The sequence below is a fragment of the Salmonella sp. NW177 genome (assembly GCF_051811585.1).
Classification (GTDB): Bacteria; Pseudomonadota; Gammaproteobacteria; order Enterobacterales; family Enterobacteriaceae; genus Salmonella; species Salmonella enterica.
The window spans coordinates 535,222-550,216 of record NZ_JAMMZV010000001.1; the positions used below are offsets into that span (position 1 = coordinate 535,222).

A 14,995-nucleotide genomic window follows, 5' to 3' on the forward strand; every position below is an offset into this window, starting at 1 on the left:
AAGGATATTCCTGGAAGCACGAGAAAAGGCTGCAAAACCTGTCCGGACACGTTATGGTTTACTTTGATGCCATTCCTCTTATCTTTTGTTGTAGAAGTTGCCGACACGTTGAGCCGTATTGTTTTTCGTTCATTCTCACTCTCGCTTCTCTTGCTGACTGCCAGCGGTACGATCCGTGCGCAGGCGCAAGACCCTTTCGATCAAAACCGTCTGCCGGATTTAGGCATGATGCCGGAATCCCACGAAGGGGAAAAGCATTTTGCCGAGATGGCCAAAGCGTTTGGCGAAGCCAGCATGAAAAATAACGATCTGGATACCGGTGAACAGGCGCGGCAATTTGCTTTCGGACAGGTACGCGATGTGGTCAGCGAGCAGGTTAACCAGCAGCTTGAAAGCTGGCTATCAGCCTGGGGCAGCGCCAGCGTGGATATTAACGTCGATAACGAAGGTCATTTTAACGGCAGTCGCGGAAGCTGGTTTATCCCTTTACAGGATAAACAGCGCTATCTGACCTGGAGCCAGCTTGGTCTTACGCAACAGACTGACGGACTGGTAAGCAACATTGGCGTAGGACAGCGCTGGGCGCAGGATGGCTGGCTTCTTGGCTATAATACCTTTTACGATAATCTGCTGGATGAAAATCTGCAGCGCGCCGGCTTTGGCGCGGAGGCGTGGGGAGAATATTTGCGTTTATCCGCCAACTATTATCAGCCTTTTGCCGACTGGCAGACGCATACGGCGACCTTAGAACAGCGAATGGCGCGCGGATATGATATCAACGCGCAAGTGCGGCTGCCGTTTTACCAGCATATCAATACCAGCGTTAGTCTGGAGCAGTACTTTGGCGATAGCGTGGATCTGTTTGACTCCGGAACGGGGTATCACAATCCTGTCGCGTTAAAACTGGGTCTCAACTATACGCCAGTACCTTTGCTTACCATGACCGCCCAGCACAAACAGGGCGAGAGCGGGGTCAGTCAAAATAACCTGGGGTTGACGCTTAACTACCGCTTCGGCGTGCCGCTCAAAAAGCAGCTTGCCGCCAGTGAAGTGGCGCAAAGCCAGTCATTACGCGGTAGCCGCTATGATACGCCGCAACGTAACTCGCTGCCGACAATGGAGTATCGGCAGCGTAAAACGTTAACGGTTTTTCTGGCGACGCCGCCCTGGGATCTTACGCCTGGTGAGACGGTTGCGTTAAAATTGCAGGTGCGCAGCGTGCACGGTATTCGTCATTTGAGCTGGCAGGGCGATACACAGGCCTTAAGTTTGACGGCAGGAACGGACACCCGCAGTACCGAGGGCTGGACAATCATTATGCCGGCCTGGGATCACCGCGAAGGCGCGGCAAATCGCTGGCGTTTATCGGTGGTGGTTGAGGATGAAAAAGGTCAGCGTGTCTCTTCCAATGAGATCACGCTCGCGCTGACTGAACCGTTTATCACAATGCCGGACGATAATCCGCATTGGCAACCGTTCCAGGAGCAATAATTAAAAGATGCGTTCCTGATGTACCCAGACGGCGGCCTCCACGCGCGATTTCAGCTTCATTTTCTTGAGCATATGTTTCACGTGCACTTTGACCGTACTTTCGGTGATATCCAGACGCCGGGCAATCATCTTATTCGGCAATCCCTGCGCGATGAGCTTCAGAATATCGCGCTCACGCGGGGTGAGTTGCGTTACATCGCGATCGGTGGTGGCGCGGTTGGCCCGCAGGCTGGCCGCCAGTACTGGCGTTAACGCTTCACTTAATACCATTTCGCCGGCGGCGGCCTGTTGTAACGCTTTGAGCAAGTCCTCCGGCTCCATGTCTTTCAACAGATAACCATCCGCGCCGCGCTTTAGCGCCGTGACGACATCTTCTTCATGGTTGGATACGCTGAAAACGACAATACGTCCTGACAGCGCTTTTTCGCGTAATTTATCCAGCGTTTCGAGACCATTCATTCCCGGCATATTCAAATCAAGGAGGATCAGATCGGGATCGAGCGATTCCGCCAGGTCAATACCCTGCTCACCGTTGCTGGCTTCTCCGACCACGCTGATATCGGGCGCCATACTCACAAGCTGCTTTACACCCGTGCGTAGCATCGGATGGTCGTCAATTAACAGGATGGTTGCCGGTTCCTGATTATTCATGGGTATCTCCCTGGGTTTCTGTGAAGTTTGTTTCTGGAATAAAAGTAACAGTGACCTCTGTTCCGCCAGTCTCGCGTCGGCGTACCCGGCAATCGCCGCGCAAACTTTGCGCCCGATCGCGCATGATGATCATGCCGTAGTGATTACTGCGTTCGGCGTTTTCCGGGACGCCGCAGCCATTATCCTGCACTTTTAGTTTGACCTGTTTGCCACATTGCGTCACTGTCACCACCACATCGTCGGCATGAGAGTGTTTAAGGGCGTTGCTGAGGGCTTCCCTGGCAATTTGTAACAGGTGTATCGCCTGGTGTGAAGGCACCAGGCGGGGGGGAAGCTGGTAATCCAGTTTTACCGTAAAGCCAAACCGGGCGCTGAACTCCTGGCAGCTTGCTTCCAGCGCCGGACGTAGCCCGGGTTCCGTCAACTGTAAGCGGAAAGTGGTTAACAGTTCGCGCAGTTGCGCCCAGGAGCAGTTCAGCTCATTGCGAATTTGGCTGAGTAACTCACGGCTGCTTTCCGGTAACACGTCGCCCTGCATTTGCAGGCAGCTCACCTGCATCTTCATACAAGAGAGCGACTGGGCAATAGAATCATGCAGTTCGCGGGCAATGGTGGCACGCTCTTCCATGACAATCAACTGCTGCTGGCGCTCCTGATGCCTGTCGAGCGCCAGAGTCGCGGTAAGCTGTTCAACCAGCGTGTCCACCAACTGTTGCTGATCGTGGCTGAGATGGCGTCCATAGGGCAGCGTCGCCAGCAAAATACCGTATTGGGTGTGAGAGTCGGTGAGCCGCCATTTTAAGGTGGTACCGCCGTTAATCATCGGCAGGGCGCTACGTGGGCAAAGGTGGCAGCCTTTATCATCGCAACTGATGTCCGACTGACAGGTAAATTCCTGGTGATTATCTTCATCTTCCAGGTCATAGACTCGCAGCTCAATATCATGCAACTGGGTTAAATTTTGCAGGCCATTCAGTACCGGTGAAAGACGCTCACATAGCGGAGCCTGTGAATGCAGTCGGCGGTTGGCTTGCCACAAAAACGAGAGAATCTGGTTTTTATGTTCCAGACCGGCTGTTTTTTCCTGTACGCGCTGTTCCAGTACCGCATAACTTTCGGCCAGTTCTTCAGACATATTATTGAGCGCAGAACCCAACGCGGCCATCTCATTGCGTCCACTGATATTGGCACGTTGGGTAAAGTCGCGCTGACTGACGGCGCGCGCCATTGATAACAACTGTTTCCAGGGCTGCAAAAGGCGAACACGTAGCCAGATAATCGTAAATACCAGCAATAGCGCCATAAAGATCGCCATTACCCGGTGAACTAATACCACGCGTTCGATACGCAATTCAGTAGTATGGTCGAACGACGTCACCAGGCGATCCAGGCCCGCCACAAAGCGCGTGACATCTTCTGCGACCGCGTGCGCGTTTTGCGCGTGCTGTAGCCCTGGCGAGAGTTCGTTATGCCAGTAATCCTGCAACGCTTTAAGCTGTTTCTGCTGCCCGTCTCGCTCAGCGGCGCGGGTCAGTTCCGGGCTGAATGCCGTTTGCTCCATCTCATCCAGCAGCTTTTGATCTTTAGCATCCAGCGGGACAGCGGCCAGTAGTCGATAGCTTTGCATACGCAATGAGCCCGCTTTATTAATCGCATGAGCGCTACCCTGCACGCCCTGAACCAGCCAGCCGGAAACCGCCATCCCCGCCACGCCGATAGCGGTAGAGAGCATGACAATCAGCGCCAGTTGGTTAACCAGCGTAAGAGGAGAGAAACACCGTTTAAACATGTTACCTTCTTTCTTCGGGGTAATGTCGCCGAAAAAACGTAGCAAAAAAGAGGGGCGTCAATCGGCTGTGCCGCTATTCTCAACGATACAGCGGAGTATACCCATACCTATAACGAGTTACTCCTTAATTGCCGCCGTAGAGAGGTATCTGCGACGGGAAGGAGTAGACAGACACAGCATGGTGAAAAACCACAGCTTTTTTACCAAAATAGCCTACTCATTAAGGATAATAACGCTTTTTAGTCGCCGGTGATGACGACTTTTCCTTTGATTTATATCAACTTACCTTCGGCAGTAAACCCTAATGTGGCAGACATCAAATCAAGAATCAGAGGTGTCTATGAGTCACTCATCCGCCCCGGAAAGGGCAACTGGCGCTGTTATCACGGAATGGCGTCCGGAAGATCCGGCGTTCTGGCAGCAGCGCGGCCATCGTGTCGCCAGCCGTAATTTGTGGATTTCTGTCCCGTGTTTACTGCTGGCGTTTTGCGTCTGGATGCTATTCAGCGCAGTGGCGGTGAACCTGCCGAAAGTGGGATTTAATTTTACGACCGATCAGCTCTTTATGTTGACTGCGCTGCCATCTGTTTCCGGCGCGCTGCTACGGGTGCCTTACTCCTTTATGGTGCCGCTATTTGGCGGACGTCGCTGGACAGCGTTCAGTACCGGTATCCTCATCGTGCCTTGCGTATGGTTAGGCTTTGCCGTTCAGGATACCAGTACGCCATTTAGCACTTTCATTATTATTTCCTTGCTGTGTGGTTTTGCCGGCGCGAACTTTGCCTCCAGTATGGCGAACATCAGCTTTTTCTTTCCTAAACAAAAGCAGGGCGGCGCGCTGGGTCTGAACGGCGGTCTGGGCAATATGGGCGTGAGCGTGATGCAGCTGGTTGCGCCGCTGGTGGTTTCGCTCTCTATCTTTGCCGCCTTTGGCAGCCACGGTGTAGAGCAGCCGGACGGTTCTCAGCTCTATCTGGCGAACGCAGCCTGGATTTGGGTGCCTTTCCTGGCCATTTTTACGCTGGCGGCGTGGTTCGGCATGAACGAACTGGCGACGTCTAAGGCCTCGCTAAAAGAGCAACTGCCGGTGCTCAAACGTGGTCATCTGTGGATCATGAGTCTGCTGTATCTGGCGACCTTCGGATCGTTTATCGGTTTCTCCGCGGGGTTCGCTATGCTGTCTAAAACGCAATTCCCGGATGTGCAGATCCTGCATTATGCGTTTTTCGGTCCGTTTATCGGCGCGCTGGCGCGTTCGGCAGGCGGCGCAATTTCTGACCGTTTGGGGGGGACTCGCGTCACGCTTATCAACTTTGTCCTGATGGCGATTTTCAGCGGTCTGCTGTTCCTGACATTACCCACTGGCGGCGTTGGCGGTAGCTTTATCGCGTTCTACGGGGTATTTCTGGCGCTGTTCCTGACGGCTGGGTTGGGGAGTGGTTCTACCTTCCAGATGATCTCCGTTATCTTCCGTAAACTGACGATGGACCGGGTAAAAGCGGAAGGCGGGTCGGACGAAAGAGCCATGCGTGAAGCGGCGACCGATACGGCGGCGGCGCTGGGCTTTATTTCCGCGATTGGCGCGATTGGCGGCTTTTTTATTCCGAAAGCGTTTGGTTCATCTTTAGCATTAACCGGTTCGCCAGTCGGCGCGATGAAGGTCTTTCTTATTTTCTATATCGCCTGCGTCGTTATTACCTGGGCGGTATATGGACGTCATTCTAAAAATAAAAAGTAACTTTTGATTATCCTTTGCGCGGCGTTAGACCGCGCTTTTTTTTTACCCGCATTTAGTTACAACATACTTATAGTCAAGAAGAGAGGCGCAACAGGGCTGACCACGCACATTTTTATCGGTCATCCAGGGGGATACCCCTTAATACCCACTTGTTGAAAATTTAACATTCATATCGTGCGTAAATTTAATTTTATGTAATTAAATCAGTAAGATATATAAATAAAACCACTCCTCCAAAAGGAGTATACAGGAGGTTTGCGCGCCATTTGCATCCCTGCCCGCCTTGATCGTTATCAATTCTCACGCCCATTCAGCGCGTTACCTTCGCCCTTAGTTAAGCAATGTCGATTTATCAGAGAGCCGTAAGGTTCCACACAGGAGAAACCCGATGAGTAAATTCCTGGACCGGTTTCGCTACTTCAAGCAGAAGGGCGAAACCTTTGCCGATGGGCACGGCCAGCTTCTCGAAACAAACCGGGACTGGGAGGACGGATACCGCCAACGTTGGCAGCATGACAAAATTGTGCGCTCAACCCATGGGGTGAACTGCACCGGTTCTTGTAGCTGGAAAATTTATGTCAAAAATGGTCTGGTGACCTGGGAAACACAGCAAACCGATTACCCGCGCACCCGTCCTGATATGCCAAACCATGAACCTCGCGGCTGCCCGCGCGGCGCAAGCTACTCCTGGTATCTCTACAGCGCTAACCGACTGAAATATCCGCTAATGCGCAAACGTCTGATGAAGATGTGGCGCGAGGCGAAAAAACTGCATCGCGATCCGGTAGAGGCATGGGCCTCCATCATTGAAGATGCCGATAAAGCCAAAAGCTTCAAACAGGCGCGTGGTCGTGGCGGCTTTGTTCGCTCCTCATGGCAGGAAGTGAACGAGCTGATCGCCGCTTCCAACGTGTACACCGTGAAAACCTATGGCCCTGACCGCGTCGCGGGCTTCTCACCCATCCCGGCGATGTCGATGGTCTCCTACGCTTCCGGCGCACGTTATCTTTCGCTGATTGGCGGTACCTGCCTGAGCTTCTACGACTGGTACTGCGACCTGCCGCCAGCCTCCCCGCAAACCTGGGGCGAGCAGACCGACGTGCCGGAATCCGCTGACTGGTACAATTCCAGCTATATTATCGCCTGGGGCTCTAACGTGCCGCAAACCCGTACGCCGGATGCCCACTTCTTTACCGAAGTACGTTACAAAGGCACTAAAACCGTCGCGGTGACGCCGGACTATGCCGAAATCGCCAAACTGTGCGATCTGTGGCTGGCGCCGAAGCAGGGGACCGATGCGGCGATGGCGCTGGCGATGGGCCACGTCATGCTGCGCGAATTCCACCTCGACAACCCGCGCCAGTACTTCACCGATTATGTCCGTCGCTATACCGACATGCCAATGCTGGTGATGCTTGAAGAGCGTGATGGTTATTATGCCGCAGGTCGTATGCTGCGCGCTGCCGATCTCGTTGATTCGCTGGGGCAGGAAAATAACCCGGAATGGAAAACCGTCGCCATTAACAGCAACGGTGAAATGGTGGCGCCAAACGGTTCAATTGGTTTCCGCTGGGGCGAAAAAGGCAAATGGAACCTCGAACAGCGCGACGGGACTACCGGTGCAGAAACTGAATTGCAGCTCAGCTTGCTGGGCAGCCAGGATGAGATTGCTGACGTGGGCTTCCCGTATTTCGGCGGCGAAGGTTCAGAGTACTTTAATCATGTGGCGCTGGATAACGTCCTGCTGCACAAATTGCCGGTTAAACGTCTGCAACTGGCCGATGGTTCTACCGCGTTAGTCACCACCGTGTATGACCTGACCATGGCGAACTATGGTCTGGAACGCGGCCTCAACGATGAAAATTGTGCCGCCAGTTATGATGATACCAAAGCATATACGCCAGCATGGGCCGAGCAGATCACCGGCGTGCCGCGGGCGCAGATCATCCGTGTCGCACGGGAATTCGCCGATAACGCGGACAAAACGCACGGGCGTTCAATGATTATCGTTGGCGCCGGTCTGAACCACTGGTATCACCTCGATATGAACTATCGCGGGCTGATCAATATGTTGGTGTTCTGTGGTTGCGTTGGTCAGAGCGGTGGCGGCTGGGCGCACTACGTCGGCCAGGAAAAACTGCGTCCGCAGACCGGCTGGCAGCCGCTGGCGTTTGCCCTTGACTGGCAGCGTCCGGCGCGTCACATGAACAGCACCTCTTACTTCTATAACCACTCCAGCCAGTGGCGCTACGAGACGGTGACCGCCGAGGAATTATTGTCGCCGATGGCGGACAAATCCCGCTATAGCGGTCATCTGATTGACTTCAATGTGCGCGCCGAGCGTATGGGCTGGTTGCCGTCGGCGCCGCAGTTAGGCACTAACCCGCTGTACATTGCGCGTGAAGCGGAAAAAGCCGGTATGACGCCGGTAGACTATACCGTCAAATCCCTGAAAGAGGGTTCGATTCGCTTTGCCGCCGAGCAGCCGGAAAACGGTAAAAACCACCCGCGTAACCTGTTCATCTGGCGTTCAAACCTGCTTGGCTCTTCCGGTAAGGGCCATGAGTACATGCTGAAATATCTGCTGGGTACTGAGCATGGTATTCAGGGGCTGGATCTCGGCAAGCAGGGCGGTGTGAAGCCGGAAGAAGTGGAGTGGCGCGACAATGGCCTGGACGGCAAACTGGATCTGGTGGTGACGCTGGACTTCCGCCTGTCGAGCACCTGCTTGTACTCCGATATCGTACTGCCGACCGCCACCTGGTATGAAAAAGACGATATGAATACCTCGGATATGCATCCGTTTATTCATCCGCTGTCTGCCGCCGTAGATCCGGCCTGGGAATCGAAAAGCGACTGGGAAATCTACAAAGGCATTGCGAAGAAATTCTCCGAAGTCTGTGTAGGCCACCTGGGTAAAGAGACTGACGTCGTGACGCTGCCGATCCAGCACGATTCTGCCGCTGAACTGGCGCAGCCGCTGGACGTGAAAGACTGGAAAAAAGGCGAATGCGATCTGATTCCAGGGAAAACCGCGCCGCACATCATGACCGTCGAGCGCGATTACCCGGCGACTTACGAACGCTTTACCTCTATCGGCCCGCTGATGGAGAAAATCGGCAACGGCGGGAAAGGGATTGCCTGGAACACGCAAAGCGAAATGGACTTGCTGCGTAAGCTCAATTACACCAAAGCGGACGGTCCGGCGAAAGGCCAGCCGATGCTCAACACGGCGATTGACGCGGCAGAGATGATCCTGACGTTAGCGCCGGAAACCAACGGTCAGGTGGCGGTGAAAGCCTGGGCGGCGCTGAGCGAGTTTACCGGTCGCGACCATACGCATCTGGCAACCAATAAAGAAGACGAAAAAATTCGTTTCCGCGATATACAGGCGCAGCCGCGCAAAATTATCTCCAGCCCGACCTGGTCTGGCCTGGAAGATGAACATGTGTCTTATAACGCCGGTTATACCAACGTTCATGAGCTGATCCCATGGCGTACGCTGTCTGGTCGTCAACAGTTGTATCAGGATCACCAGTGGATGCGCGACTTCGGCGAAAGTCTGCTGGTGTATCGCCCACCGATCGACACCCGCTCGGTGAAAGCGGTGATGGGGCGTAAATCCAACGGTAATCCGGAGAAGGCGCTCAACTTCCTGACGCCGCACCAGAAATGGGGTATCCACTCGACCTACAGCGATAACCTGTTGATGCTGACCTTGTCGCGTGGCGGCCCGATTGTATGGATGAGCGAAACCGACGCCAAAGATCTGGGCATTGAAGATAACGACTGGATCGAAGTCTTCAACAGCAACGGCGCATTGACCGCACGCGCAGTGGTCAGCCAGCGTGTACCGGCGGGCATGACCATGATGTACCACGCGCAGGAACGTATCGTAAACCTGCCGGGGTCGGAAATTACCCAGCAGCGCGGCGGTATTCATAACTCGGTGACGCGCATTACGCCGAAACCGACCCATATGATCGGCGGCTATGCGCAGTTAGCCTACGGCTTTAACTACTACGGTACCGTCGGCTCCAACCGCGATGAGTTTGTGGTGGTACGTAAGATGAAGAACATTAACTGGTTGGATGGCGAAGGCAATGACCAGGTACAGGAGAGCGTAAAATGAAAATTCGTTCACAAGTCGGCATGGTGCTGAATCTCGATAAGTGCATCGGCTGTCATACCTGTTCAGTGACCTGTAAAAACGTCTGGACCAGTCGCGAAGGTATGGAATACGCGTGGTTCAACAACGTAGAAAGTAAGCCTGGCGTTGGTTTTCCGAATGACTGGGAAAATCAGGAAAAATGGAAAGGCGGCTGGATCCGCAAAATCAACGGCAAACTACAGCCACGCATGGGCAACCGGGCGCTGCTGCTGGGTAAAATCTTCGCTAACCCGCATCTGCCGGGCATCGACGACTACTACGAGCCGTTTGATTACGACTACCAGAACCTGCATACCGCGCCGGAAAGCAAACATCAGCCGATCGCGCGTCCGCGCTCGCTGATTACCGGCCAGCGGATGGACAAAATTACCAGCGGGCCAAACTGGGAAGAGATTCTGGGCGGCGAGTTCGAAAAACGCGCCAAAGACCAGAACTTCGAAAACATGCAGAAGGCGATGTACGGCCAGTTCGAAAACACCTTCATGATGTACCTGCCGCGCCTGTGCGAGCACTGCCTTAACCCGGCGTGCGTGGCAACCTGCCCAAGCGGTGCCATCTACAAGCGTGAAGAAGACGGCATTGTGCTGATCGACCAGGACAAGTGCCGCGGCTGGCGGATGTGCATCACCGGCTGCCCGTACAAGAAGATTTACTTCAACTGGAAGAGCGGCAAGTCCGAGAAGTGCATCTTCTGCTACCCGCGTATCGAAGCCGGTCAGCCGACTGTTTGCTCGGAAACCTGCGTGGGCCGTATCCGTTATCTTGGCGTACTGCTGTATGACGCCGATGCCATTGAAAGCGCCGCCAGTACGGAAAACGAAAAAGATCTATACCAGCGTCAACTGGACGTGTTCCTCGATCCAAACGATCCGGCTGTCATTGAGCAGGCGCTGAAGGACGGCGTGCCGCAGAGCGTGATCGATGCGGCGCAGCAATCGCCAGTGTACAAAATGGCGATGGACTGGAAGCTGGCGCTGCCGCTGCATCCGGAATACCGCACGCTGCCGATGGTCTGGTACGTACCGCCTTTGTCACCGATTCAGTCTGCCGCCGACGCGGGTGAACTGGGCAGCAACGGTATTCTGCCGGATGTAGACAGTCTGCGTATCCCGGTGCAGTACCTGGCGAACCTGTTGACCGCTGGCGACACCCAGCCGGTACTGTTGGCGCTGAAACGGATGCTGGCGATGCGTCACTACAAACGTGCGGAAACCGTAGACGGTAAAGTGGATACCCGCGCGCTGGAAGAGGTGGGTTTAAGCGAAGCCCAGGCGCAGGAAATGTATCGTTACCTGGCGATTGCTAATTATGAAGATCGCTTTGTGGTGCCGAGCAGCCATCGTGAACTGGCGCGTGACGCATTCCCGGAGAAAAGCGGTTGTGGCTTTACCTTCGGCGATGGTTGCCACGGGTCTGATACCAAATTCAATCTGTTCAACAGCCGCCGCATCGACGCTGTTGATGTGACCAGCAAAACGGAGCCGCACGCATGATTGAACTCGTCATTGTTTCGCGTCTGCTCGAGTACCCGGATGTTGCCCTGTGGCAGCATCAGCAGGAGTTGTTCGATGCGCTCGCGTCATCTGAGAACCTGGATAAAGAGGATGCCCAGACTCTGGGCGTTTTCCTGCGCGATTTAACCGCGCAGGACATGCTGGATGTACAGGCCGCCTACAGTGAACTGTTTGACCGTGGTCGCGCTACATCGCTGCTGCTGTTTGAACATGTACACGGGGAATCCCGCGATCGCGGTCAGGCGATGGTTGACCTGATGGCACAGTATGAGCAGCACGGTTTGCAGCTCGACAGCCGCGAACTTCCCGATCATCTGCCGCTGTATCTGGAATACCTTGCGCAATTGCCGAAAAGCGAAGCGTTAGGGGGGTTACAGGATATCGCGCCGATTCTGGCGCTGCTCAGCGCACGTTTGCAACAGCGTGACAGCCGTTATGCGGTGCTGTTCGATCTGCTGTTAAAACTGGCGAATACCGTTATCGACAGCGGCAAAGTGGCTGAAAAAATTGCGAATGAAGCACGTGATGATACCCCACAAGCGCTGGATGCGGTCTGGGAAGAAGAGCAGGTGAAATTCTTCGCCGATCAAGGGTGTGGCGAGTCGGAAATCTCCGCTCACCAGCGTCGTTTTGCCGGGGCCGTGGCGCCGCAATATCTGAATATCACCACCGGAGGACAGCACTAATGCACTTCCTGAATATGTTCTTCTTTGATATCTACCCGTACATTGCCGGATCGGTATTTCTGATCGGTAGCTGGTTACGTTACGACTACGGTCAGTACACCTGGCGGGCGGCTTCCAGTCAGATGCTGGATCGCAAAGGAATGAACCTGGCGTCAAACCTGTTCCACATTGGGATTCTGGGTATTTTCGCCGGTCACTTCCTGGGCATGTTAACGCCGCACTGGATGTATGAAGCTTTTCTGCCGGTCGACGTGAAGCAGAAGATGGCAATGATTGCCGGCGGTGCCTGCGGCGTGCTGACGCTGGTTGGCGGTATTTTACTGCTCAAGCGTCGTCTGTTTAGCCCACGTGTCCGCGCCACCACTACCGGCGCAGATATTTTGATTCTCTCGCTGCTGGTGATTCAGTGCGCGCTGGGGCTGCTGACCATTCCGTTTTCCGCCCAGCATATGGACGGGAGTGAAATGATGAAGCTGGTCGGGTGGGCGCAGTCAGTTGTGACCTTCCACGGTGGCGCATCCGCACATCTGGACGGTGTAGCTTTTATCTTCCGTATGCACCTGGTACTGGGGATGACGCTGTTCCTGTTGTTCCCCTTCTCGCGCCTGGTGCATATCTGGAGCGTGCCGGTCGAGTACCTGACCCGCAAATACCAGATTGTACGTGCGCGTCACTGATTTTCTCTCGATGCCCTAAACTCCGCTTCGGCGGAGTTTTTTTATGGCTGTTTGCCGGAGTGCGGCATAAATGCCTTATCGACCGCCGCCTTGTTTCGTTTACAGCGGATCTGCCATGTCTGGCATCTGAATCCGGACTCTTTGTTTCTGAGTTTATTCAGCATCTGTGCGAGTTTTTTGTAAGCAGAAAAAGGATGATGCAGCATATAATCACGCCATAAACGACAATAAGGATAGTTGTATGCGTTTTTCATCAATTTTCAAAATAATAATATTAAATATATTTATTTCAAAAATGGCTCACGCTGCTGTCTGCGAGGAGCGCTATCCCGCCGACTCAGAAGAATGCCAGTACGTTCAGGAACTAGAGCAAAAAGCGGAACAAGGGGATGAAAGCGCGCAGTTCGCGCTTGGAAGCTGGTATGCGGAGGGGCGATACGTTAAGCCTGATTATAAACTAGCCATAAAATGGCTGGAGAAAGCGGGTAAACAAGGTTCTGATTTTTCCTATTTCATCCTTGGCTATCATTACAACTATGGTGAAAATTTTCCACTTAGTCGACAAAAAGCGCTGGAGTGGTATCGCAAGGCGGCAGAGCTAGGGGATAGTAGTACGCAAGAAATCCTCGGTGACGCCTATATGTATGGCGATGGGTTTCCCCAAAATACCCAGCTAGCGCTGGAGTGGTATCGAAAAGCCGCCTCTCCAACCAATGATGCGGGCGTTGTCCGCGGCCAGGGTTCAGCTTCGTCAGCACAATTTAAGCTTGGAGTAATGTACGCCCACGGTCAGGGCGTCCCTCAGGATTATCAGCAAACGGCGATCTTGATGCGTAAAGCGGCGGAAAATATGTACTACCCCGCGCAACTTTATCTCGGTGTTGCCTATTTTTATGGTGAAGGCGTGCCTCAGGATTATCGTCAGGCCGTTTACTGGCTTAATGAAGGTATACCAGGCAGCTATACGCCAGGCCACATTCCGCTGAATGCGCTCTATGATAAAGCGCATCCCGCTGACCGGGTTTACTCTCAGACGTGGTATCGAAAAACAGCGCAACGCGTGATGGCAAAGGTACAGTACAATTTTGGCGTATGGTATTACAACGGTTATCACTTATTGAAAGATCACAACCTGGCGCTGGAGTGGTATCGCAGAGCCGCAGCGCAAGGATTGGCCGAGGCGCAGGATGCGATCGGCGTGATGTTTATGCAGGGTGAGGGCGTTTCTCAGGACTACCAACAGGCGCTGGCGTGGTATCGCAAAGCCGCTCGCCAGGGGCTGCCTGCTGCGCAAACGCATCTGGGCATCATGTCTGCATTTGGTCGCGGCGTCGCGCAAAGCGACAGACAGGCTATCGCATGGTATCGAAAAGCAGCAAAACAGGATTTTGCGAAAGCGCAATATCAGCTTGGCGTAGCATATAGCACGGGAAGAGGCGTGCCTGAAAATAGCCGGAATGCGCTGAAGTGGTACCTCAAAGCGGCAGAGCAGGGGGTTGCTCCGGCACAATCAGCACTTGGGGAAATTTATGCTCATGGGCGCCAGGGTGTGCCTAAAGATAATAAGCAGGCCTATATTTGGTATTACATGGCAAGTATATATACGGAAAAATCTAAGGATGATTGTTCAGCGCTCATTGCCGAAAGAAACCGACTCAAGGGAACGCTTACCCCAGATCAACTTAGCGAGACATATGCCGCCTTTGATCTCATCAGGCGAAAAATCAACCAGTCAAAGGAGGCGAAAAAGATTGCCAGGAAGAAGCATTGATAAGATAGCCAATAAGCTATGGCGCCATGGTGTGAAGTCTGCCTGTGGGGGCGATTAAGATTGATTGAGGCGCTGCCAGGAGATTATGGTGGTGGGGGAAGGATTACTCAGCGCTGCGCGCTTCGCCCTTCGGGTCGTTGCCTACGGCAACGCTTTCTCGCTGCGCTCGAATCGAACCTTAGTCGAAGCTTCTCATCCTTCCCCGTACGGAGAGATATGAGACAGTGTGCTTAACGGGGATAAGATACGCGACGGAAGTGATGGTGGTGGGGGAAGGATGACTCAGCGCTGCGCGCTTCGCCCTTCGGGTCGTTGCCTACGGCAACGCTTTCTCGCTGCGCTCGAATCGAACCTTGGTCGAAGCTTCTCATCCTTCCCCGTACGGAGAGATATGAGACACTGTGCTTAACGGGGATAAGATACGCGACAGAAGTGATGGTGGTGGGGGAAGGATTACTCAGCGCTGCGCGCTTCGCCCTTCGGGTCGTTGCCTGCGGCAACGCTTTC

At 53.9% G+C, this 14,995-nt stretch carries 9 protein-coding genes and 2 other RNA genes; 7 read left to right on the top strand and 4 right to left on the bottom strand.

Features of this window, described 5'->3' with window-relative positions; translation table 11 throughout:
* Positions 1 to 66 precede the first annotated feature (66 nt).
* Positions 67 to 1,491: a YchO/YchP family invasin gene (locus NA986_RS02860; RefSeq protein WP_024147235.1), complete on the top strand. Its 1,425-nt coding sequence runs from the start codon at positions 67 to 69 to the stop codon at positions 1,489 to 1,491.
* Here NA986_RS02860 and narL read toward each other — a convergent pair whose 3' ends face one another.
* Both narL and narX read right to left on the bottom strand, forming a co-directional pair.
* A complete protein-coding gene (gene narL, locus NA986_RS02865) occupies positions 1,492 to 2,142 on the bottom strand; it encodes a two-component system response regulator NarL (protein ID WP_001064598.1) in 651 nt (216 codons plus the stop codon).
* Positions 2,135 to 3,931: a nitrate/nitrite two-component system sensor histidine kinase NarX gene (narX, locus tag NA986_RS02870; protein ID WP_070793961.1), complete on the bottom strand. Its 1,797-nt coding sequence runs from the start codon at positions 3,929 to 3,931 to the stop codon at positions 2,135 to 2,137. The genes narL and narX overlap by 8 nt, the downstream gene beginning before the upstream one ends.
* A 340-nt stretch (positions 3,932 to 4,271) precedes the next feature.
* Between narX and narK the strand changes: the two genes are divergently transcribed.
* The 6 genes from narK to NA986_RS02900 all read left to right on the top strand — a co-directional run bounded on the left by narK (position 4,272) and on the right by NA986_RS02900 (position 14,488).
* Positions 4,272 to 5,669 (top strand): nitrate transporter NarK, encoded by a 1,398-nt coding sequence (gene narK, locus NA986_RS02875; protein ID WP_000019848.1) that lies wholly within the window; start codon positions 4,272 to 4,274, stop codon positions 5,667 to 5,669.
* Between the two features lie 388 nt (positions 5,670 to 6,057).
* Positions 6,058 to 9,801, top strand: coding sequence for a nitrate reductase subunit alpha (locus tag NA986_RS02880; protein ID WP_070793962.1), 3,744 nt, complete (start codon positions 6,058 to 6,060; stop codon positions 9,799 to 9,801).
* The gene (gene narH / locus NA986_RS02885) at positions 9,798 to 11,333 is read left to right on the top strand and encodes a nitrate reductase subunit beta (protein WP_000702629.1); all 1,536 of its coding nucleotides are present in this window, start codon (positions 9,798 to 9,800) and stop codon (positions 11,331 to 11,333) included. The genes NA986_RS02880 and narH overlap by 4 nt, the downstream gene beginning before the upstream one ends.
* Positions 11,330 to 12,040: a nitrate reductase molybdenum cofactor assembly chaperone gene (narJ, locus tag NA986_RS02890; protein WP_023215810.1), complete on the top strand. Its 711-nt coding sequence runs from the start codon at positions 11,330 to 11,332 to the stop codon at positions 12,038 to 12,040. Before narH ends, narJ begins: the two co-directional genes overlap by 4 nt.
* Positions 12,040 to 12,717 (top strand): respiratory nitrate reductase subunit gamma, encoded by a 678-nt coding sequence (gene narI, locus NA986_RS02895; protein ID WP_000545594.1) that lies wholly within the window; start codon positions 12,040 to 12,042, stop codon positions 12,715 to 12,717. Before narJ ends, narI begins: the two co-directional genes overlap by 1 nt.
* Before the next feature lie 241 nt (positions 12,718 to 12,958).
* Positions 12,959 to 14,488 carry a tetratricopeptide repeat protein gene (locus NA986_RS02900; RefSeq protein WP_023215811.1) on the top strand — a complete coding sequence of 510 codons (1,530 nt, stop codon included), beginning with the start codon at positions 12,959 to 12,961 and terminating at the stop codon, positions 14,486 to 14,488.
* Between the two features lie 86 nt (positions 14,489 to 14,574).
* Here the strand turns inward: NA986_RS02900 and NA986_RS02905 are convergent.
* Both NA986_RS02905 and NA986_RS02910 read right to left on the bottom strand, forming a co-directional pair.
* A non-coding RNA gene (locus tag NA986_RS02905) (RtT sRNA) lies at positions 14,575 to 14,705 on the bottom strand.
* Positions 14,706 to 14,749: 44 nt separating this feature from the next.
* Positions 14,750 to 14,880: non-coding RNA, RtT sRNA (locus NA986_RS02910), on the bottom strand.
* Positions 14,881 to 14,995: the final 115 nt, after the last annotated feature.